This window comes from Nocardia sp. NPDC127606 (assembly GCF_042671725.1).
Classification (GTDB): domain Bacteria; phylum Actinomycetota; class Actinomycetes; order Mycobacteriales; family Mycobacteriaceae; genus Nocardia.
Genome location: NZ_JBHXWQ010000001.1, coordinates 1291419 through 1313493, shown reverse-complemented (window position 1 = coordinate 1313493; position 22075 = coordinate 1291419). Strand labels below are relative to the sequence as shown.

The 22075-nt window shown below is 67.5% G+C and carries 18 protein-coding genes and 1 pseudogene; 5 read left to right on the top strand and 14 right to left on the bottom strand.

The window, feature by feature from the left end; genetic code table 11:
- Positions 1-2 precede the first annotated feature (2 nt).
- The 5 genes from ACFVJ5_RS06225 to ACFVJ5_RS06205 all read right to left on the bottom strand — a co-directional run bounded on the left by ACFVJ5_RS06225 (position 3) and on the right by ACFVJ5_RS06205 (position 5863).
- Positions 3-1247, bottom strand: coding sequence for a peptidoglycan DD-metalloendopeptidase family protein (locus tag ACFVJ5_RS06225; protein WP_379218801.1), 1245 nt, complete (start codon positions 1245-1247; stop codon positions 3-5).
- Between the two features lie 48 nt (positions 1248-1295).
- The gene (locus ACFVJ5_RS06220; protein ID WP_379218800.1) at positions 1296-3266 is read right to left on the bottom strand and encodes a trypsin-like serine peptidase; all 1971 of its coding nucleotides are present in this window, start codon (positions 3264-3266) and stop codon (positions 1296-1298) included.
- Between the two features lie 112 nt (positions 3267-3378).
- Complete coding sequence (legP, locus tag ACFVJ5_RS06215) at positions 3379-4155, bottom strand: Dot/Icm T4SS effector Zinc-dependent metalloprotease LegP (protein ID WP_379218799.1); 777 nt, start codon at positions 4153-4155, stop codon at positions 3379-3381.
- Positions 4156-4298: 143 nt separating this feature from the next.
- Positions 4299-4589, bottom strand: a complete 291-nt coding sequence (locus tag ACFVJ5_RS06210; protein ID WP_379218798.1) for a hypothetical protein — start codon at positions 4587-4589, stop codon at positions 4299-4301.
- A gap of 32 nt (positions 4590-4621) precedes the next feature.
- Positions 4622-5863 carry an oxygenase MpaB family protein gene (locus ACFVJ5_RS06205; RefSeq protein ID WP_379218797.1) on the bottom strand — a complete coding sequence of 414 codons (1242 nt, stop codon included), beginning with the start codon at positions 5861-5863 and terminating at the stop codon, positions 4622-4624.
- A gap of 283 nt (positions 5864-6146) precedes the next feature.
- Here ACFVJ5_RS06205 and ACFVJ5_RS06200 point away from each other — a divergent pair, with 283 nt between their 5' ends.
- A complete protein-coding gene (locus tag ACFVJ5_RS06200; protein WP_379218796.1) occupies positions 6147-6620 on the top strand; it encodes a hypothetical protein in 474 nt (157 codons plus the stop codon).
- Between the two features lie 24 nt (positions 6621-6644).
- Here ACFVJ5_RS06200 and ACFVJ5_RS06195 read toward each other — a convergent pair whose 3' ends face one another.
- The 9 genes and pseudogenes from ACFVJ5_RS06195 to ACFVJ5_RS06155 form a co-directional block, all read right to left on the bottom strand.
- Positions 6645-7850 carry a glycoside hydrolase family 76 protein gene (locus tag ACFVJ5_RS06195; RefSeq protein ID WP_379218795.1) on the bottom strand — a complete coding sequence of 402 codons (1206 nt, stop codon included), beginning with the start codon at positions 7848-7850 and terminating at the stop codon, positions 6645-6647.
- Between the two features lie 114 nt (positions 7851-7964).
- Positions 7965-8633, bottom strand: coding sequence for a TetR family transcriptional regulator (locus ACFVJ5_RS06190; protein ID WP_379218794.1), 669 nt, complete (start codon positions 8631-8633; stop codon positions 7965-7967).
- A 49-nt stretch (positions 8634-8682) separates the two neighbouring features.
- Positions 8683-10278 (bottom strand): GMC oxidoreductase, encoded by a 1596-nt coding sequence (locus ACFVJ5_RS06185; RefSeq protein WP_379218793.1) that lies wholly within the window; start codon positions 10276-10278, stop codon positions 8683-8685.
- Between the two features lie 14 nt (positions 10279-10292).
- Positions 10293-11618 carry a lipase family protein gene (locus ACFVJ5_RS06180; protein ID WP_379218792.1) on the bottom strand — a complete coding sequence of 442 codons (1326 nt, stop codon included), beginning with the start codon at positions 11616-11618 and terminating at the stop codon, positions 10293-10295.
- A 116-nt stretch (positions 11619-11734) separates the two neighbouring features.
- The gene (locus ACFVJ5_RS06175) at positions 11735-13228 is read right to left on the bottom strand and encodes a class I adenylate-forming enzyme family protein (RefSeq protein WP_379218791.1); all 1494 of its coding nucleotides are present in this window, start codon (positions 13226-13228) and stop codon (positions 11735-11737) included.
- A gap of 3 nt (positions 13229-13231) precedes the next feature.
- Positions 13232-14731, bottom strand: a complete 1500-nt coding sequence (locus ACFVJ5_RS06170) for a carboxylesterase/lipase family protein (protein ID WP_379218790.1) — start codon at positions 14729-14731, stop codon at positions 13232-13234.
- A complete protein-coding gene (locus ACFVJ5_RS06165) occupies positions 14728-15810 on the bottom strand; it encodes an acyl-CoA dehydrogenase family protein (protein ID WP_379218789.1) in 1083 nt (360 codons plus the stop codon). Before ACFVJ5_RS06165 ends, ACFVJ5_RS06170 begins: the two co-directional genes overlap by 4 nt.
- A gap of 9 nt (positions 15811-15819) precedes the next feature.
- A complete protein-coding gene (locus tag ACFVJ5_RS06160) occupies positions 15820-16977 on the bottom strand; it encodes an acyl-CoA dehydrogenase family protein (protein WP_379218788.1) in 1158 nt (385 codons plus the stop codon).
- Positions 16978-17006: 29 nt separating this feature from the next.
- Positions 17007-17833 (bottom strand): annotated as a pseudogene (locus tag ACFVJ5_RS06155) (phosphotransferase family protein).
- Positions 17834-18047: 214 nt separating this feature from the next.
- On the opposite strand from ACFVJ5_RS06155, the gene ACFVJ5_RS06150 reads away from it, so the two are divergent.
- From ACFVJ5_RS06150 to ACFVJ5_RS06135, 4 genes are all read left to right on the top strand, one after another.
- Positions 18048-19034, top strand: a complete 987-nt coding sequence (locus ACFVJ5_RS06150) for a lipase family alpha/beta hydrolase (RefSeq protein WP_379218787.1) — start codon at positions 18048-18050, stop codon at positions 19032-19034.
- Positions 19035-19051: 17 nt separating this feature from the next.
- Entirely contained in the window at positions 19052-20368 is a 1317-nt protein-coding gene (locus tag ACFVJ5_RS06145) for a QsdR family transcriptional regulator (protein WP_379218786.1), read from the top strand.
- Positions 20369-20470: 102 nt separating this feature from the next.
- A complete protein-coding gene (locus tag ACFVJ5_RS06140) occupies positions 20471-21502 on the top strand; it encodes a peroxiredoxin family protein (RefSeq protein WP_379218785.1) in 1032 nt (343 codons plus the stop codon).
- Between the two features lie 175 nt (positions 21503-21677).
- Complete coding sequence (locus ACFVJ5_RS06135) at positions 21678-22028, top strand: calmodulin (protein WP_379218784.1); 351 nt, start codon at positions 21678-21680, stop codon at positions 22026-22028.
- Positions 22029-22075 lie beyond the last annotated feature (47 nt).

The window sequence follows — 22075 nt, the reverse complement described above, 5'->3', positions numbered from 1 at the left end:
ACTCAGTCGACCGCCGCTGCCGCGGTATCGCTGCGCCCACGCGACGCGGCCCGCGCGTTGTCCTCGGGCGGCGCCCCGTCCTGCCGGAAGGTCACCGAGACCACCGCGCCCGGATCGGACACCTCCAGAGCCAGGAAGGTCTGATAGAGGTCGACGCCGGTGTACTGACCGCCCGGTGCGCCGCCGATGATCTCGACCAGAGCGAGATGCAGATGCGGGGGAATTCCGCCGAAGCCGAACACGGTGCCGAGGAAATCGCCACGCGAGATCGTCGATCCCGGACCGAGGCCGGCCGGAACATCGGCCAGGTGCGTGTAGAAGGCACCCATCATGTCGTTGTGCGCGCGCACGAAGATCTGTGCGCCGTAGACCTTTCCGTCATCCGTGGCGGGATCGTGCGGGTGATACCGGGTGATGTGACCGTCGAACGCCGCGAACACCGGCGTGCCCGCGAGGCCACCCAGATCCATGCCGTACTCCACGTACCAATTCGGGCCCTGGTGACCGCCCTGATGCGGGCCGCCGAGTCCATGGGTGAACCCCGAGGGATCGACCGGCGCCGAGAAGTCGATCGTGAACGCACCCCGGGAACGGGCGAGTGCCCGCGGACGGGCGATGCGGCGGAACAGCGGCAGTTCGGCGGCGATCTCCGGCGGCACCTCCTCGGAGTCCCAGGCGAGGCTCGCGCCGGGAACGGCGCCTTCGATCTCCTGGATCTTGTCCTGCACGACCCGCATCTGATCGTCGTCGAGATCGCCGATCCGGGTGTCGACGCTGATTCCGAGCTCGTCGGCCACGGAATTGGCATAGGTGACCGGGTCGTTGCCGTCGGACGCGGGCGCGTAGCGAGCGAATGCCTTCAGAATGGACAGGTCTCGATAGGAGGCCGATCGCAGCAATTGCGCGATCGCGAAGTATCCGTCGCCCCAGGTGGGGAAGATCAGAAAGTTGTGCCAGTTGAATTTACCGGGATACTGCCCGAAGTCCGGGCCGCCCGCCACCCCGGTGATATTGCCCGGATTGTTGTTCAGCCAGGCGAAACTGCCCTCGTGATTGCGCATATGCGGTCTGCCACGGGCGATTTCGTCGGCATGGATCACAAAGTTGAAGATCTCCTTGCCGTGGCCGCCGTAATCGGTGGGGTCGTTCGGATTCGTGCCGGGGAACCAGGTGGCCCGCGGAATGTTCTTGTCCAACGACATTCTGCCGTTCCAGTACCAGACGTGGTCGCCGAGTTCGAGTGTCATCTTCCACCTACCTGTGTCGAGTGATTGTTGTGCGAATCGTGTTGTCGCTCAGGCGGACAGCGTGTGTCCGATCGTGGCCGCCACCGCGGCGTGGGCGAGGTATTCGGCGATGTCGTGCGCCCGCTCCTTGGGGTTCTCGACCGGGAGGTCGCGCAGATCCGGCCCCCAGGCCTGACGCAGCGGGCAGCCGATGGCGATCGGATCGCCGGCGTACCAGGTGTTGAGCCATTCGCCGACCCGCTCGGGCCTGCTCGGCCCGCCCGTCAGCAGCTTGCGGTGCACCCCGTCCATCCCGAGCGGGCTGCCCGCTGTCACCAGCAGTCGCACGTTCAGTTCGCGGGGCAGCTGGGTGAGCAGATCCATCGCGACCACGGTGCCGAGACTGTGGCTGACCAGGATCAGTTCGCCCTCGGTGGGCGCATCGACGAGCACCGTGTCCAGCACACTCTTGCGGACCCGTTCGTCGTCGAGATAGGCGGCGACGTCTTTGAAGATGGCGCCGATGAGCGCGGAATCGAGGCCACTGCGGGCGGCGATCCAGCTGAGCTGGTCGCGCAACCGCCCCAGCACCACCGCACCGAACCCGCCGAAGAGCTCGCGCGCTTGCGGGTCGGCGGGCAGGTCACCGGCGTCCGGCATCCCGGCCCGGCGTGCGGCCTCGGCGACCAGGCTCTCGTACAGTGCCGGACCGGAGTCGACGGCCTCGCGGGTGTCCATGCTCTCCACGAGCTGGTCACCGTAGAAGGGGAAGTACACATCGGCGGGGTCGATGGGACTCAGGCCCGCGAGGGTGAGTCCCTTGTTCAAACCCGCTGTCCAGTTGCGGCGCAGCTCGACCGGGTCGCGGCCCTGTTGTCCGCGCCCGTGCAGGAACAGCACGCTGCGGCGACCACCGAACGCGCCCGACCGACCACGCAGGCCGCGCACCAGGCTTTCGGCGACCGACGACGGTGGCGGCAGCGCCGTCGCCGCCTCGCGCGGTGCGACCGCCGCGAGCCCGAGTTCGTCGAGCAGGGCGCGCTGGGCCGAATCGAACTGCCGCGATCCGAGATCGTGCAACAGCACGCTCACCCGAACGCCTTCGTTGGCGATCCAGTCGATCGCGTCGTCGCCGTCCCCGGACTGCCACAGTTTGCCGTCCTTGCGCAGCACCCGGCCTTTGTCGTCCTTCTTCGGAACTCCGGCGTGATGCAGCGCCACGATCTCCCACTGATCGTTGAAGACCGGCGAGCCCGAATTCCCCGGCTCGGTGTCGGAGGCGTAGTGCAGGAAATCGTCGAGTTGCAGGTCGAGGCGGTTGTGCCGGATCGAGATCTCCTTGAGCCGCCCCGAGGGGTGCCCGACGATGTTCATCGCCTCACCGATCACGATCTTGCCCGACTTGGCGATCAGCGGGTTCCAGCCGAACGTCGCGCCCGGCGCCACGCCGTCGGGCCCCGGCGCCACGCGCACCACGGTGTAGTCGAGGTGCTTGTCGGTCACGAAGAAGTCGTCGGGTGCCAGGCGGTAGCGCACGGTGGGGTTCGGGACGTTGTCGATGTCGACCTCGGCCCGGAACTCGATCACCACCGACTCGGCCGCCCCCCGCGTCGGCAGCACATGATTATTGGTGAGCAGCAGTTGCGGGGACACCATCGAACCGGTACCCATCGGCACCTCACGGCCGTTGTCGGCCAACGAGATTCGCGCCACCGCCGCGGCGGCGCGAGCACCACGGGTCAGGAAGTTCGCGGCCTGCAACTCGTTGGCGAAGCCGATGACCCGCTCGAGCGAGCGGATGCTGTCGACCGGGTCCTGCCTACCGAGTTCGATCACCGCCTGCGCGGGGACTTCGCCGGTGACGAGCAACCGGTCGGCGCGGGCGAGAATCTGTTCCTTGGTATCGACGACATCGGACTCGGTCACCGCCCGCAGGCGGGTCACCTCATCGCGTTGCGCCTCGGTGTCGTCGAATCGCTGCGATGCGGCGTCCATCTGTTCGTGCCGTGCGGTGCTACGAACTTCGCTCTCGGTATCCATGGGTCACCTCGCCCGGAGAATGTGTGCTGGGGTATTCAGCGTGGGCGCGAGCGCGGTACCGATCACGAGTAGTGGACCACTCGACTTCACCGCGCGGGCCCCCTGCGCGATGTCACGGATAGATCGTGTGGGCGGCGTTCACATCGCCGGCCGACAGCGCGGAGCGCTGGCCCATCGTCACGCCGGGCGGCACGGGAACGCGTGCGAGGATCGTCGCCTGCCCAGTGGTACTGAACGCCGTCGCGGGGTAGTGCATGATCGAGCCGAAGTCGTAGCCGCCCACGTCGTCGCCGTCGGTGATGTGCTGGTCGAAGTTGTGCCGGTGGGCCGGGTCGACCCGGTCGAGCCGCACCGCGATGAAGTTGCCCCGGTCCTCCCTGCTCTGCTCGTGCCAGAGTCCGAGCGCGTGCCCCATCTCGTGGACCACGGTGCCCACGGGTGCGGAGGCGGCGAGTTCGATCGTCTGTCGTCCGCCCTGCCGCCCTACCGGCGACCGGCTCGACGCGCTGGGCACGAACCGCACAAAGTCACCGTGGGCGCCGGTGCGCGGGACGAACCGGATCCTGGTGCGTGAGTTCCAGTGCGCGACCGCGTCGAAGACCCGCTGCGGTGCTGGCAGCGCCGGGTCGACCTCGAAGGGGACCACGGCATTCGGCCAGCGGAATACCGCACCGGAGATCACCACGCCTTCCTGTCGACGGCGGGCATCGATCTCCTCGACGGTGCCGAGCACGATGTCGCCTTCGAAGATCGCGAGGTCGTCGACCGCCGCGTAGCGCAGTTCGCGCACACCGTGCGCGACGCTGCCGATCAGCGCGGAGCCCGCCTCCGGGCCGGAATGGAATTCGCCGGTGTCGATGGCCGGTCGAACGGTGTCGTCGATGATCATGGCGATCGCGCTTCCTGTGTCGGAGTCGACGACGGCGGGATCCGTCGCCTCTGCTGGAAAGCGTGGTCCGCCGGCCTCCCGGCTCGCGTGAGTAGCGCGCTACCCGATCACGCGCGGGCGTGATCGGGCAGCTTCCTCGTCACTTACCGATATCGAGACTGCGTGCAGGGATTCGGCAGTGCGGACATCGTCGCCAGGTCACAGATGCCGCTGGTCAGCATCTGAATGGGGGTAACGCCCAACAGGACGATCAGACCGATGAGGTCGCCGTGTCGGAGTAACTCCCCGGCCGAATTCGCGGCCGCCGATCCGTAGTCCAGCGCCGACGAGCCGGTCCCGGCGACCGGCGCGGGTTCGGCGGTCGAGGTCGCGGCGGTCGCGACCAGGCTCGCGGCCATGACCGTGCCGGCGGCGAGTCGAAGGGTAGTACGCATTGCGCGCTCCTTTTCAGGTGATGTCGGGCGATTCAGCGGTGGGGTTGGCTCATGTCGCGGTTCATCGTCGGAATTTCGATGCTGATCGGCAGCCTCAACTCGGCCAGGTAGACCAGGGCCGCCTTGCGGAGGAATTCATCGAGGAGCCAGTAGGGGTCGCCCAGCGGCGGGACAGCGGTGAGCAAGCCTTCACGCACGGCGATGAAGGGTCCCCAGCTGATGCGCAGCAGGGGGTCCCAGACCGGTTCCCTCGGGATCGCGAGCCCGTCTGCGATGGCGTCGCCGAGCAGGAAGCGGGTGAAGGCGCCGAGGATCGGCTTGCTCAGCAGCGCGAAGTCGATGTTGGCGCCCAAGCCCAGGAGCCGGTCGGCGAGCTTGGCGCCTTCCGGTGTCGCCTCGATGATGGGGTCGAGGACCTGTGCCGCTTGGGAATTCGCGTCGGGCCAAGTCTGGGGGATGTATTCGTCGCGGACGCCGAGCAGGTGCGCGGCTACCTGCCAGGAGTGCAGGAACGCCGCCGATTCGTGGGCCGGGATCGGCACGTTCCAGGCGGTCAGGTGCTTCATGACGGTGGTGGGCAGGCTGTGCCAGGTGACCATGATGTCGTTCTGGCTGATCGGGATGTCCTCGGTGGCCGAGTGCACCCAGTGTGGTGACTGCGGCAGCAGGTGGCGCACCGCCGCGTGAACGAGGCGGGTCTTCACACAGGTGACGATCATTTCCCCGTCGGCGCCGTAGGCATTCGCACTACCGATGTCGTAGCCGAGTTTGGCGGTTTTGGAGATGCGGTCCTTGAGGTCGTGTCCACCTTTGGAGTAGTAGACCGCCCGGGCTTCCTTCGGGATGACGGTGCTCATCATGCCGCTGGCGAATCCGTAGAGCACACCGAGATACAGTCCACGCTTCTTGTTGAACTCGATCGCGGTGCCCAGCGCGCCCTGATCGGTCCAGTGCGGCAGTCGGCGGGCGTACTCCATGAAATCGCGGAGCTCCGAGGGCAAACCATCCGGCAGCGGTTCACCGTTTCTGGTCCAGGTACGCAACAGCTCATTGACCCTGGGCACTTCTCCGCGATCGATCAGCCCGGCGACGAGCTCGTCGGCCTCGGGGTCCCACACGGTCATCGGGTCGGCACCGGACCCGGACCCGGCCACCGACCCCTGCGGTGACCAGGTCCACGGCTCCGCCCGCGCGGGGGTCATCATCGAGAACGCGCCGAGCGCCCCCACGATCCCACCCGCCTTCAACGCACTACGTCTGTCGAATCCATCCATGACGTCACTCCTCGTCGAGCACTTGCTGATCCCGACCGCACGGACCACAGAGGACGGGTCCACCAGCATCGAGACCGGAATGAGCAGTAACTTAACAGCCGCTTCAACGTCCCGTAATCGCTTTGCACAATCGATCAACGGCCGTTTACAAGATGAATCTCGCAGAAATGGCCAGTAACTTATGACATGCGCGCGGCATGCGGGTCGGCACTGACTACGCTGACAGCAGCCCGCATACGGAGGTAGGCGAGGCACGTGCACCGACCCGCGAGGAGAACTACCCATGTGGCCGTCCGACTGGCCTTCGTCAGCCCGCGCGATCGCGACCGCCGTCGAGGCCGCCGTCAGCGCGGCGCGGGCGGCTGACGAATCCGGATTCGACGAGACCACCGCGGATCTGTCCGAACTCCCCGCCGACCAGGTCACCGCGGTGCTGGCGGCGATCGTTCGGGACCTGCTCGAGATCGCGCATCCGGACGGTCTCACCGGTGACGATGTGCGCGCCGTGCTGGAATCGGTGGTGCGCCGGTCGGCGACGTGGCTGCCCCGACTCGACGCTGCCGCGGTCTTCAGCGCGCTCGCCGGGGCGCTCGGGGTCGACGAGTCGGCCGAGTCCGACCGGGAGTGGACGAACCCCCAACCCGCAGCGGTACTCCTGATCGAATACCTCGCCGATCTCGCCCGGACACCGCCGGGTCCAGCCGTTCAGCGCGCGATCAACGAGATCGCCAGGGCCGAAACCGTCGAAATGCCCTGAGCCGCTTCATACCTGCCAGGTGGGTCAGCGGCCCGCGGCGGTGAGCCGGTAGTCCGCTTCGAGCAGCATCCATCCGCTCAGCTGCACCGAGAGGTCCCGGCTCAGGTTCGCTGACGATGCGGCGGACGCGTCCGCTAGCTGGAGGAAGGTTCCAGGATGTTCGGGCACCGCGATCGGGCGGGTCCAGTCCGCACCGAACAGCGGCAGTCCGTTCACCTCGGCACGGTTTTCCCAGGCCGCCCGCGCGGAGGCGTGCACGATGCTCGCCGCGGTCGTGTTGTCCAGCGACAGTGCGGCTTCGGCGAGAAAGCGCGCGAGGATTCCCATGAAGAGCCCCGAATCGTTTCCGGCGGCGGCGGCGATCACTCCCGCGGTGGTGAGCCGGTGCTCGACCGCGGCAATCACCGCGGCAGCACGGCGACCATGAACCGAATCGCCTGTGCGCAAGGCCAATTCGGTTTCCAGCCCGATGGTCACACCCTGGCAGTAGGTGTGCACGGTGCGATCCACTTGTCCGCCGGGCTCGTGGACCCCATCGTGGATCAGACCGCTGTCGGTGTCACGCAAGCGCGTGTGCAGGAAATCGGCCAGTTGGTCGGCGCGGGAGAGTTCGCCGAGGCGCGCCAACGCGATGCCGGTCGGGCCGATCGCGGGCGTGTTGTAGAAGTCGTCGCCGTTGCGCCATGGCACCGCACCCACATCCGGGTTCCACCCTTCGAGCAAGGCGCCGCGCAGATTCCCGATCGCGTCGTCGAACCGGACGTCGAGCAGTCGCTCGGCGCGCTCGAGGGCGATCGCCAACCACCCCATGTCGTCGTAGTACCGGTTGGTCCAACCGGTGATGTTGCGGGCTCGGATACCGCGTGCGAGGGCGACGACCCGATCGATGCGGTCGGGAGTGCGGGCGCGGTGCGCGGCATCGATCGCGCAGTCGAGCAGGTGTGCTTGCCACCAGTAGCACCATCGCCCGAGCATGGACCTTTCCGCCAGGTCCGCGGGCCACGCGAGCACGCCCAACCGATAGTCGGGCAGACCGAGCAGCGAGTGCACATGCCGCTGCACGATCGCCTGTTCGGCCAGATCCGCCCGCTCTCCCGGATCACTGTCCGCCGAGCACTTCCGGGTGATCGTTCCCGCCTGTGTCGGCTGCGCCACCGCGGTCAGCGCGATCGCCGCCCCCGCGGCGCACAGCACACTGCGCCGACTGAACTCGTGGTTCAGGCGATCCATTCGCTCGGACTCCTCCTACTGGGCATCGGCGTCGGTGCCGAATCCTCAGAGTTCCGTGTCGCGATTGCCAAAGCTTGAACTGCTCCGGTGCGCCGTGAAAACGTTTCACACCGGTTACGGCTCGTCGGCCTCGGTTCCCGGTGAGTAGGGCGAGCTGAAACCGGGCACCCATTCGAACGGCGTCGACCCCGGCGTGGCGGTCCGCTCGGCGGCCGCGGCGAACGGGGCGTTGTTCTGGGTCAGCCGGACGATGGCGCGTTCGAGCGCGGGCAGGATCTCGGTGATCGCGAGGTCGCCGTGCGCGAAACGTCCCAGCAGGGCATAGACCATATTGGTCAGTACCAGGGCGAGATCGGCGGCGTAGTCGTCGTCGAGATTGGCGAACATCGTGCTCACCGCGGGCAACACCGCGGCGAAACCCTGCGCGTCGAGTCGCTGCCCGCCGGGACCGGAGCGGGCGTGGTAATAGGCGGCCAGCATCCGGGGGTGACGCTCCCACGGCTCGAATACGTAGCGGGTCACCCGTTTCAACACGTCGGCGAGCGATTCATCGGCTCGCGGCGGGTCGAGTTCGGTATAGGTATTGGTGGCCATCCACTGCGCGACAGCGGCGAGGACGAGTTCGTCGCGGGTGGGGTACAGCTTGTAGACCGTGGTCAGCGACACCTGGGCGACGCGGGCCACCCGGCGCAGCTGAACCGCGTCGTACCCCTCCGATTCGAGCAACGACAGGGTGGTTTCGGTGATCTTGCGCGCGGGATCACCTTCGCCCTTTCTGGCCACCACGTCACAGTAGTCCATCGCTTCGTCGCGCCACCGAGGCGATTCGACCTCAGATGCGCGTTCCCACATCCGCGGCGACGAGGTTGTCCATGGCCCGCTCCGCGACCGCCGCGATGGTCATCGACGGATTGCACGCGGCGGCGTTGCCCGGCAACAGCGCACCGTCGAGCACGTAGAGCCCCGGCTGGTCATGGACTCGACCGTCCAAGTCACACACCGAGCCCATGCTCGCCCCACCCAGTGGATGCCAGGTCGAGGGAAACAACGAGTTGGTGTCCAGCAACATCCCGGTGGATCCCGCGATGCGGCGCACCGCGGGGTCGATGTGGTTGTTCTGGATGGTCCGGTCGCCGTCCTGGGGCCAGTGCAGAATCGCGTCGTCGCGCGCGGCGTCGTAGGTGAACGCCCCGCGACTGTCACTGACGCCGTAGCCGACGAGCATCGTGCTGGCCGGATCCACCGACATCGGCGGGATGGATGCCTGGATCACGGTGTGCGCGGCCTGCGGATCGTCCCAGTTCTTGCTGCCGTAGACCACCGGACCACCTTGTGACGCACCGAATCCCGCGGTCGGGTCCGTCCAGACGTAGATGCGGTCGGCGTTGGTGCCCCAGTTCTGGCCGAGCCCGTCGGGAAGGTCGGGAATCAGGCCCTTGGCGCCCGCGCGCACGAGCAGCCGGGTGGTGTTGAGACTGCCCGCGGCCAGGATCACCGATCCCGCGGTGAGCACTTTGTTCTCGACCACGACACCCGCGGTGTCGAGACGTTGCACGTGCACGGTCCAGCGACCGTCGCGGGCGCGTTCGAGATCGGTCACCTCGTGCAGGGTCTGTACCTGGCACCGGCCGGTCGCTTCGGCGGCGGCGATGTAGGTGACGTCGACGGAATGCTTGCCGCCGTTGTTGACCCCCATCGCACCGTCACCGTTGGTGTAGGAGGCCTTCATCTCCCCGCGCAGCTCGGCCAGCGCGAAATTCCAGTCGATGGGCATCGGGATCTTCGACAGCGGCATCCCGGCACCGCGCACCCGCTCCGCGAAAACCCGTGCGGCCCGGTAGTTGTCGGCGGCGATCAACTCGTCGGGAGCTTCGGCCAGGCCGAGCATCCGCGCCACTCGCGGATAGTGCACCCGATCCATCGTCGCCCAGTCCAGCGCTTCGGGAAAATGCGCGTTGAACACCGCCTCGGCGGGCTGCAACGACATGCCCTGATAGACCAGCGATCCGCCACCGACACCGGCGGCGCACAGCGCGGTCATGTTCACCCCGGGCACTGCCTCCACCAACCCGACGTAGGGGTCGAACACGAGCGGTCGCCCGAACAGATTCGGACTCGACCGGTACCACAGCAGTCGCTTGTCCGGGGCGGACGCGCGCGGGAAGGTCTCGGCATTCGGCCCGCTGGGCCACCGCTGACCTCGCTCCAGAACCGTCACCGTGACACCGGCTTGCGCCAGCCGCAGGGCGCTGACGCCGCCGCCGAACCCCGACCCGATCACCACCACCCGATGGTCCTCGTAGGTCAGCGGAACAGTGTTGGACCGCAGGGCGATCGGAGTCGGCGTGCCTGTGGGGCGGGCACCGAGAAATATCCCGCTCGCTGTTGCCGCGGCAACCAGCATCGAGCGGCGCGAAATGGCTTTCACACACAGATCCTTGTTCAGTCGATGCTGCAGCCGGAGACCGGCTTGTCCGCGAGACGATCGAGTAGATAGGTGAACGCGTTGTCGGGCCCGAAGCCGTCGATGATCTCCGGCCCGAAGTGATTCGGGATGGTGGTTCCGGGCAGGATCGGCGGGAGCTCGTTCGTGCGGAAGGTGACCGTCGCACCCTTGCCGCACCAGTCTTCGGCGAGTCGCCGGGCCTGTCCGTACGGGACGGTGTCGTCGTTGCGGCCACTGGTGATCAGGACCGGCGTGGCCGGCGTGGAGTTGCCGATCCGCAGTTCCGCCAATACCGGTGCGGCTTCGGGCAATTCGGCGAGGTGGGCGGACAGCGGTCGGCCGTCCTTGGTCAGTGACTCGGTTTTGAGGAAGGGATGGTGCATGATCACGTCGGCGATGCACGACTCGCTCAGGGTCTCGAGCATGGCGCGACCGGCCGGGCTGGTGACCTGGTCGACCGCACGCTGCAGCTCGGGATAGCGCGCGAGCATGCCGTTGACGGCGAACCCGATCGCACCGCCGATCAGCGCACCGTCGATCTTCTCCAGGATCGCGGTGAGGTCGGCGACCGGTCCACCTGCCCAGGTGCCTTTGAGATGGAGTTCCGGCGCGTAGCTCGGCTGCATCTCCGCGGCGGCCGCGGTGGCGCCACCGCCCTGGGAGTAGCCCCAGAGCACGACCGGCGTCTCCGGTCCGACACCGCCCAGATTGTTGGCCGCGCGCACACCGTCGAGAATCGCGTGCCCGCTCTCGAACCGGTTGGCGTAGGTGTGCATGCCGGGTGTGCCGAGGCCGACGTAGTCGGTTACCAACACCCGCGCACCCAGGCCGCTCCACACCACCGACGACGGCAGCTCCTGGTTCGCCGAGATCCCCAACGGCTCGGTGGACACCGCCATGCCTGTCGAGAACGCCACCGACATCGCGCAACGGTCGGCCTGACCCGACGTGCCGGGGCCGATGACCACCGTCGGACGCGGTCCCGCGCCTTGCCACGGACCGGTCGGCTCGAGGTAGGTCCCGCTCACCGCGACCGGGGACCCGTCCTGCAGTCGAGACGTGTACATCACGTGCTGCGCCTTGCCCGGCCATCCCTGCTCGGTGGGCGGGGTGACGAACAAGGTCATCGGCTGCGTCTTGATGATCGCGCCCGGTTCCTGCGGAATCCGGTCCGGCGGTGTGTAGAACGCGCTGACGGGCTCGGCCGCGGCCTGCCCCGTCCGGGTCACCACCCCGGTTGCCGCCATCGCACCGGCCAAGACCATGATCGCGACGGCGCGCCCGGCACGCGGCCACACCCGTCGAAGATCCTGTCGCTTCATCGAGAACCTCTCAGTCGTCATCACCGACCGGCATCGTCGCCGCAGTGACCCAAGTCGCCGGAGGAGCTTGATCATGATGCCTGTCACACCAGCGCCGACAGAGAGTAACACGGTTACTATCGAGTCTCGATAGCGCGCTTGACGATCTTGCCCGTGGCCCCCTTCGGCAAGGTGTCGACGAACTGGATCACGCGCGGAATCTTGTAGGCGGACAGCCGTTCGCGGGCCCACGCCGACACGTCGGCGGCCTCGAGCACCGATCCCGGCCGGCGCACGACGACGGCCGCGACCTCCTCGCCGTAGTAGTCGTCGGGAATGCCGATCACCGCCACCTCGACGATGTCGGGGTGCGCGAAAAGGATCTCCTCGACCTCGCTCGGATACACGTTGTAGCCGCCACGAATGATGAGGTCTTTGACCCGGCCGACGATGCGCAGGTCGCCGTCGGCATCGGTGGCCCCCAGGTCGCCGGTGCGTAACCAACCGTCGTCATCGAGCACTTCGGCGGTATCGCGTGGCCGTTCCCAGTACCCCTTCATCACCGTCTCGCCACGGATGAATATCTCTCCGATGCTCGACGGAGGGCACGGGCGGCCCGCGTCGTCGCGGACCTCGATCCGGGTGGACGGCGTCGCGCGGCCCACGTATCCGACCTTCGCGCCCCGATCGATATCGGTGAATGTGGCCGATGCCGTGGTTTCGGTGAGCCCGTACCCCTCGAGAACGGTGCAGCCGAATCGCGCCCGGAATTCCCGGGTCACCGCGGCGGGTAGTGACGCGCCACCGGAGACCGCGATCCGCAACTGCGCGAAGTCGCCGGGGTCGACCTCTGCCGCGATGTGCAACATCGCGTTCCACATCGTCGGCACCCCGACCAGGACGGTGAGCCGATCGCGACGCAGCATCGCCATCATCGCCGTGGCGTCGAAGCGCGAGAGCAAGGACAGCGACCCACCAGCGGTGAAGGTCGTCATCATCACCGAGGCCTGACCGAAGACGTGGAACAGCGGCAGACCCGTGCCGGTGCGATCCAATCGTGTCGAACGGCTGCATTCGACGCCGATCACGCCCGCGGACAGCAGATTCGACACGGTCAGTTGCGCGCCCTTGGGACGACCGGTGGTCCCCGAGGTGTAGAGGATCGCCGCAGTGTCGTCGAGGTCGCGATCACGAACCTCGGTCGACGCGGGCCCCTCGTCCGCGCCGGGCCGCAGCGTCCACACGGGCACGCCGTGCACCTGTGCCGCGGCCGACGCCGCGCTACCGAGGGTGTGCCAAGCGATGACGAGCGCGCATCGCGCGTCGTCGAGGACGTAGTCGACTTCGTGCTGGGTCGACATGGTGTTGATCGGGACCACCACTGCACCGGCCACCTGGATCCCCAGGTAGGCGACGACGAACTCGGGCACCGACGGTGCGACGAGCAGAACTCGATCACCGGCCCGCAGCCCTGACTCGACCAGCGCCGCGGCGTAATTGATACTCCGCGAACGCAATTGGTGATAGGTCCACGCGGTGAAGCCGCCGGAGGCGGAGCTGTCGCCGCGAATGGCCACCGTGTCGGGGTGGGTATCGGCGTGCCGGCGGACGGGATCGAAGAGATTGGCCATGGCTCAGTCCTGTCGTCCTGGGTACCGGATCGCGTTTTCCTCGGCACGCGGATTGCCGACCAGCTCCGAGGCAGGCTCGCCGAAGGTCATGACCAGCCGGTCCTCGCTGTAGCGAGGCCAGCCGGGGTCGCCGTTCGTCGCGAAACCGATCCAGGCCGTGTGCATTTCGTCGGCGATCCGCTGGGGCGGATTCGGGCCGGTGAGGCTGGTCGCCGCGGCCAGGTTGTCGAAGACGAACGGCACCTCCAGTCCGTGTATCGCACCGAGTCCCGCTCGCTGCCAGCCGAATTCGTACAGAAACGCCGGAGTGTCGACGGCGGTCCGATATTCGACGAGTTGCCTGGTGGGGCCACGGAATACCGCGTCGGTCACCATCGCCGCGAAAAGGTCGCCCGCGGTGGCCTCGGGGCGGTTGGCGGCGTACGGCGTGATCGCCGACGCGCCGATACCGAAGCGTGCGAGCGCGAACGGTAGCGCGTCGACGGTGATCGCGTCCCCGAGCCCGGTCGGCACCGTGAACAACCGGAACTCCTCGGTGGTGCACCCCGCGAGCAGGGCGACGCCGCGGGCCGATCCCGCCGCGATCGCCTCGACCGGCACCGCGGGCAGAACATCTCCGTCCACTACCGGGAAGAAGCTCATACCGGCGCCCGCGACCAGCACCGACTCGCCCCAGCGGGCGGGGTCCGGATCGCGAGCGAAGTCCGCACGCACCGCCTCCTGCGCGGCCAGCAACGCCGACGGTGACACTGCCGCAAACGCTTCCGCGTCCGCGCGCACCCCCAGCACCTTGCCGAGTTCGCCGCCCAGCAAACGAGCATCGTCGACGGTCGCCGCGACACCGGCGTTGCCGCTCTGCATGATCGCCCGAGCGAACAGGCCGGTCGCGGCCGGCGAACTCAGCAACGCGGCGACGCTCATCGCACCCGCCGATTCACCGAAGATCGTGACGTTGTCGGGATCACCGCCGAAAGCCCGCGCGTTGTCGCGCACCCATGCCAACGCGAACAGTTGATCGAGCAGGCCGCGATTGGCCGGCGCTCCGTCGAGTACCGCGAATCCTGAGGCGCCGAGCCGATAGTTCATCGCCACGAGGACGACACCGTCCCGTGCGAAGGCGGCGCCGTCATAGGCCGGTACCGCGTTGGAACCGTGCGCGAACGCACCGCCGTGGATCCACACCATGACCGGCAGGCCGCCACCGCCGGGGTCGGGCGTCCACACATTCACGTTCAAGCATTCCGTGCCCGCCACCAGGGAAGTGCCCAGGAGTTGTTCGATACCGGGCGGATACGGCCCCTGTAGGCAGGTCGGTCCGAGCGCGGTCGCCTCGCGAATCCCCGCCCAGCCCACGACCGGTCCCGGCGCGCGGAAGCGTGCGCGCCCCACCGGGGACGCGGCGTAGGGAACGCCGAGAAACGCACTGACACCGTCGACGGTCCGGCCTCGCACCCTGCCACCGGTGACCTGGACGACCGGTCTGCCGGTGACCGTGGGCTTCACAGGTCGACCAGGTCGTACTCGGCGACCCGCTCCATCAGGAATCGCAAATGGTCATCGGCGTTGCCGAGTGTCTGCTCGATGGCGGTGAGCCGTGCGAAGTACTGGGATATCGGGTGTTCCTTGGTCATTCCGATGCCGCCGTGTAGCTGGACAGCCGATTGGCCCACGAACCGTGCCGATCGTCCGACGCGCAGCTTCGCGCGCGAGGCCACCGTCTGGTCGATCAGGCCGTCGGCCAGCGCCGTCGAGGCGTAGACGGACATGCCGTGAGCGAGCGATACCGCGATATGCATGTCGGCGGCGCGGTGGGTCAGGGCCTGGAAAGTACGCAACGGAACACCGAACTGCCTTCGGGTACAGAGAAATTCGGCGGTGATTCGCACAGTCTCGGTCATCGCGCCCACCGCTTCGGCACACAGTGCCGCCTGGGCAGCGACCTGAGCCGCTTCGATGGCCGCCTCGGCACCGCGCGGGGCCAGGGGCTCGGCGCAGACCTGGTCGAAGACGATGTCGGCCACCCGCATACCGTCGTGGGTCGTGCTCGCGTGCCTGGTCACCCCCGCCTCGGCGGGGTCGACGAGGAACAAGCCGATGCCGTCGGCCCCTGTCGCGCTGACAACGAGCAGATCGGCCTCGCCGCCGTAGAGAACCGGTGACTTGTGCCCGCTCACCCGCCACGAACCACCGTGGCGCACCGCCGCCGTCGCGAGCGACCGCAGTGGCCAGCGCGTGCACGGCTCCTCGTGCGCGAACGCGAGCCGAAGCTCCCCCGCCGCGACCTTCGGCAGCAGCTCGCCGCGCTGGGCCGGACTGGCCGCCTCGACCAGCAAGCTCCCCGGCAGATAGGCGCAGTCGAGTACCGGAACCCGGGCCGGGCCGGCGCCGAGTTCGGACATCACGATCATCGCCTCGATCGGACCCGCACCCTGGCCGCCGTCGGCTTCGGGAAAGGTCAGCCCGAGCAATCCGAGGTCGGCGAAGGTGGTCCAGAGATCCTCCGACGCCCGCGCGGGGTCGGCCAGAACGTCACTGACGGTGTCGCGCAACATCGTCTGTTCCGCGGTCGGTTCGAAATGCATGGCGTCAGCTCACAGTCCGAGGATCGTCGAGGCGATGATGCCGCGTTGCACCTCGGTCGATCCTCCGTAGATGGATGTCTTGCGGCAGTTGAGGTAGGCGCCGGCGCTGCGGCCCGTCCATCGGTTGTTGTCCGGCAGGAGCGCGCCGGGGCCCGCGACCTCCATCATCAGCTCGGTGGCGGCCTGCTGGAGTTCACTGCCACGAAGCTTCAGAATCGACGACGTCGGCGCGGTCGGCCCGTGCTCCGACCCGGCGACAGCACCGAGCTGAATCAATTCCAGTGCGAGCGTGTCGTTCTCGAGCTCGGCGAGGCGCGCGGCGAACAACGGGTCGTCGAGCAGTGTGCCCGGGCCGACTCGGGTGTGCCGGGCGCGCGCCTTGATCGTGGACAGCGCGACCTTGGTGCGTCCGATCGCGGCCATGCCGGTGCGCTCGTTGCCGAGGAGGAATTTCGCCTGGGTCCAGCCCTGGTTCTCCTGCCCGACAAGGTTTTCGGCGGGCACGCGGACCTCGTCGAGGAACACCTCGTTCACCTCACGGCTTCCGCCGACGAGCTCGATCGGCCGCACGGTGACACCGGCGGCATCCATCGGGATCAACAGCAGCGAGATCCCCGCTTGCTTCTTCACCGCAGCGGGGTCGGTGCGGACGAGGCAGAACATCCAGTCCGCGTACTGGGCCATACTGGTCCAGATCTTCTGCCCGCTGACGACGTAGGCGTTGCCGTCCCGAGTCGCGGTGGTGCGCAGGGAGGCGAGGTCAGAGCCCGCGTCGGGCTCGGAAAATCCTTGACACCACCAGATATCGAGGTTGGCGGTCGGCGGCAGGAAGCGCGCTTTGAGCTCCTCGGCGCCGAACCGGGCGATCACGGGGCCGATCATGTCGACGTTGAAAGTCAGGGGTTCGGGCACCGACGCGAGTGCCATCTCGTCGTGCCAGAGGTGACGTTGGACGGGCGTCCAGTCCCGGCCACCCCACTGTTGCGGCCAGTTCGGCACCGCGAGGTGGTTGGCGTTGAGGATGCGCTGGGTGGTGACGAGCGCCTCGCGGCTGAGCTCGCGCCCTTCCCGCACGCCATCGCGGATCTCGGGCGGGATCTCGGTGCGATACAGGGACCGCAGCTGATTGCGGAAGGCGATCTCATCGCCGGTCAGTGCCAATCGCATTGTCGTTGTTCACTTTCTGCGCAGGGAAGTCACCAGCCGGTGGCGGTGGCCGCCACATCGGCGAGGTCGACGAGGTGATCGATCTGGTCGGTCGTCGGAGCCCCGGCGGCGGTGCTGTTGTCCGGGTTGTCGAGGGTTCGGCGCCGGATGCCTTCGGCGATGGTCGCCAACTTCCAGAGCCCGAGCGCGTGCCAGAAGGCCAGCGCCGCGGGATCACGTCCGGTGTGGTCGAGGTATTCGTCGGCGAGTTCTTGTCTGGTGGGGAACCCGGGCAGCGTCGTCATCTCGAACCCGGCGATCGCGGGTTCGCCCGGTTCGGACCAGTAGGCGAGCAGACTGCCGAGGTCGGCGAGTGGGTCGCCGAGGGTGCACAACTCCCAGTCGAGCACCGCGGTGATCGAACCGTCGGTGGGCGCGATGATCATGTTGCCCAGGTGGAAGTCACCGTGCACCAAGGTCAGTTCGTGCTGTTCGGGGATCGCCTCGGTCAGTCGATCGGTGAGCTGATCCACCCGCGGTGCCTCCCGAGTTCGAGACTGCGCCCACTGCCTGGACCAGCGGCGGACCTGACGGGCGGGATAGGGACGCCGTCGTGCGCACCGACTCCGAGAACCCGCGGCACCGGAACGTCGGTGTCGAACAGGGCACGCACGACGCGCGCTTCGCGGACCACGTCGTGGGCGGAGGCGAGCAGTTCGCCCAGTGGTGGGCGGCGCAGCACCCACCGGCGGTCGGCCGTGTCGGTGACCAGGTAGGTCAGGTTGGAATTGCCTGCCCCGATGCGGGCGACCTCGATCGGACCCGAACACCGCAGGCCGAGCGAGATCAGCCATTCGCGCAAGTGGGCACGGTCGATGGCTCGTCCGGCAGCGCTGCCGGTGTTGTGCGCGGAAGCCGGGAACACGTCAGATGACTCCTTGCCTTGGAACGATTGAGGCCAAACGTTCCACTAATCCACGCTTCATGTCAATGATCTGACCGAGACTTCGTGGACTTTGCGCAATTCAGCTTTACCGTAGGTAAAGCCGTGCTAGAACTTCTGGCAGCACAACGATGTCCTAGGAGCACTCATGTCTTCCCCCACTCGAATCGCCACTGCCCACCGACGGCCCGGCTACCTGAAACGACTGGTCCTGGCCGCGACACTGGCCGGGGCCGCCGCCGTCGGTGCACCCGCCACCGCGCAGGCCGCTCCGCAGTACCCCGTCCCCTACGGGCTGATTCCCGGAATCGTCCACTTCGTCGACCGCGCGTCCCCGCCCGGAGCGAACGACTGGACCTGCCGTCCGAGCGCCGAACATCCGGAACCAGTGGTGCTGGTCCACGGTCTCACCGCCACGATGGCCGCCAACTGGACGACCATCTCGCCGCTGCTGGCAAACAACGGCTACTGCGTGTTCGCCCTGAACTACGGGCTCGACCCCGCCGCACCGCTGCCGTTGAACCTGATTCCGGGCACCGAGTCGATGCGGGAATCGTCCGCCCAGGACCTCGCGCCGTTCGTGGATCGCGTGCTCGCCGCCACCGGGGCGCAGAAAGTCGACCTCGTCGGTCACTCGGAAGGCACCGTGATGCCGCGCTGGTACATCAAGTACCTGGGCGGGGCGGACAAGGTCGCCAAGTCGGTGAACTTGACCCCGCTCAACGACGGCACCAGAGCCGGCGGGCAGGCACTGATCGCCCGCGCCCTCGACGCGCTCGGCGTGTGGGACGATCTCCAACTCCGTGCCGAGGCATTCGGATTCGGTGCGAGCCTGCAGATGACGAGCGGCTCGGACTACCTCGACGCGGTGAACTCCGGTGACGCCTACCCGGCAGGCATCGACTACACCTTCATCATGACCCGCTGGGATCAGGTGGTGGCGCCACACACCAGCGGCATGGGGCCGATCGCCCCGAACGTCACCAACATCGTCGTGCAGGACCAGTGCCCACTGGCCATCTTCGAACACGCGGGCGCGGCCTCGGATCCCGTTGTCGCACAGCACATCCTCAACGCGCTCGATCCCGCCCACCGGGTACCGGTCGATTGCTTCGCCCACCCGCGCAACGGCTGACGGTAGTCTCCTGCACCATGACCAGGTCCGATTCGGAACCGGCCGACCTGCGGCCGCGCCGCCGTTCCACGGCGGTGCGGCCGTCCGACGACACGTTGCTCGACGGAGTTCTGTCGGTGTTCGCCGCCCACGGCTTCGACAACGTCACCATGGAGCAGTTGGCCACCGCCGCCGAAACCTCCAAACCGACGCTGTACGCGCACTTCGGAACCAAGGAACAGCTCTTCGACGCGTGTGTGCGCCGTGAGGCGGCGAGCCTGCTCGAGTGGATGCGGGAAAGCTACCGGCGCGCACAGGGATTCGATCTCGACCGGCATATCGCAACGACCACACGCGCGCTGTTCGACTTCGCCGCCACCCACACCGAGGGCTTCCACGTCCTCTTCGGTGCGCCGACAGCGGGGCGTTCGCACGAAGCGCGGACCGCCACGATCCGATCGGTGGCCGACACCGTCGCCGAACTGATCCGGCACGAATACGGCGGCGCGGACCTGCGGTGGGGCGCCAGCGCCGACTTCTGCGCCGCGGCGATCACCGACATCGGGGTCCGCGGGGTGCAGCAAGCCCTCGCCCAGAACCTCGATTTCACCGCGGCCGCGAATCTGACGATCTCGATCATCGTCGCGGCGATGCGCCATCTCGATCCCGATGCTGTCCGCGCGGTCGACGCCGACGCCGAATCGGCCACCCGCACCGAACCGTCTCACCCCGCTGAACCGGACTACGCACCGCCGACCGGCGATCGGCCACCGCCGAGCCTGTCCCCCTCGACCCCCGGAAATGAGGTGCTCGACACCGCGATTCGCATGTTCCTGCGCGGTGAGCGGCTGGAATTACATGCGGTGGCCACCGAACTCGGGATCAGCCGCACCACGATCTACCGCCGGTTCGGCACCAGAGAAGACCTACTCGGCCTCGCCATCGCCCATCAGTTCGAGCACGTGATCACGACCATCGACAGCCGCTGCACCAGCCGGGGAGCCCACCGCATCTCCGAAGTCTTCGATCGGGCACTGCGCCGATTGGCCGCCGACCCCGCATTGCGCACCTATCTCCAGAACGAATCGCCCGCGGCCCTGCGGCTGGTCACGCAGGCCGACGGGCCGGTGCACCGCGGCAGCGTCGCACTGGTCGAACGGCTCATCCAGCGCGCCCAGGAACAGGACGGCTACCGCCCGCCGATCGACCGAGTCACCTTGGCCTTCGCTCTCGTCCGCCTCGGGGAGAGCTTTCTCTACAGCAACGCCGTCTCCGATGCCGAAGGCGACATCGACCACCTCCTACGGGTGCAAACGACACTCCTCGGCGTTGCCGCCCCCGTCGGCGGTCCGTGAGTTCGACTGCACCCGACACCTTGTCGCCCTGCGGATACGCGTGGCGAAAGCTGTTCCAGCAAATCGTATTTCAGACCGCCTCGGCTGTGGGATGGTGCCGGAATGCTGATCGAATACGGAGTGTGGGGTTCGCGATTGGTACTGGCCGGGGCCTTCGGATTGTCGACGTGGGGGAAGTTGGCAGACGGGCCCGCGACACGGAAGGCGGTGGCGGATTTCGGCATACCCATCAGAGGGGTGCCTGTGGTCGCGATCGGATTGCCGGTAGCCGAAGGGCTGGTGGCCGCCGGGGTCCTGCTGCCCTGGACGGCGGGCATCGCCGGTGCCGCGGCATTACTACTGCTCGCGGGGTTCACCGCGGCGATCGTGCGGTTGCTGCTGCGGGGTGAGCATCCGAACTGTTCCTGCTTCGGTGCGGCGAGCGCGGGGCCCATCGGGTCCGCGACACTGGTGCGCAACGGACTACTGATGGCGCTCGCCGCACTGGTCACGGCAGGGGCGCTGCGGTATCCGCAGGTTCCGGCCGGTTTGCCCGCCGAGGCAACCGCCGGGCTGGCGCTGATCGTGACCTTGGCGGTAGTTCTGCTCTGGACGCTCGGGGAGCTGGGCGAGCTACGTAGGCGGGTCGACGAACAAGCGCTCTCGACGCTCGGCGCCGAGGGCCTGCCGGTCGGTGCGGTGGCACCCGAGTTCGAATTGCTGGCCGTCGAGGGTGGGCGGATCAGCCTGGAGTCGCTGCTGGCCCCGGGGAAAGCGGTGCTGCTCGTGTTCGTTCATCCCGGTTGCGAAATGTGCGCGGCGCTGGCTCGTGAATTGCCGCGGTGGCAATCACGGGTCCGGGAAGCGCTGACGATCGTGCTCGTCGGCAACGGTGATCTCACCGAACACGCCGCCTGGGGCCGCACACAGGAGGTAGGCGAGATACCGGTCCTGGTGCAGCAGGGCAACGAAGCAGCCTTGCGCTACCGGGTCCGGGGAACGCCGTCGGCGGTGTTGATCGGCGCGGACGGTCGGGTCGCCGGCGCTGTTGCCCGGGGCGCCATGGCGGTCCGGGAGTTGATCACCTCGGTGAAGGCGGATTCAGGGCGGCGGTCACCGCGTCGAGAAGAGCTCGCCTCAGGGACGCGCCGATGAGCGCTCCCCGCTGCCCCGTTTCAGCGGACAGAAACCAACCGATTCCCTAAACCTGTTGCTTACCAACAGCTTTCATCCGCAATGCCCGCACACGGCCGCTAATCGGCCGATACACTCGACCTCGCAACACGCTCGACTGCCGCTCGTTCGAACACATCGACAAGGGGAAAATGTCATGGCGCTCTTTGCATTCACCGACTACAGCGGAAAAGAATTCATTTTCCAGCTGAACAACGAACAGCGGATCTCCGAGGCGCGCCGGATCCTGTCCGGCGAGGAAACGATGTCCACCCACGTCATGGGCAAGATCCGCAAGACCAAGCAGAGCTACAACCCGGAGTGGAGCTTCCACCTGGACCCCGACACCATCACCTTCTTCACCATGGCCATCGAAGTGTGTGATTCGAGCATCCAGTACACCGAGGACTTCCTCGACGAGGCGTGCGGCGCCTTCCTTCCCGGCTGTTTCTGGTGCCCGTGGTCATCGCGGCTGACTCGTGAAGTGACTGCCTCGGTCAACGCCTGACATCGGCTCCGGCCGACGCGCCGCGCGTCGGCCGGACCCTTCGAATC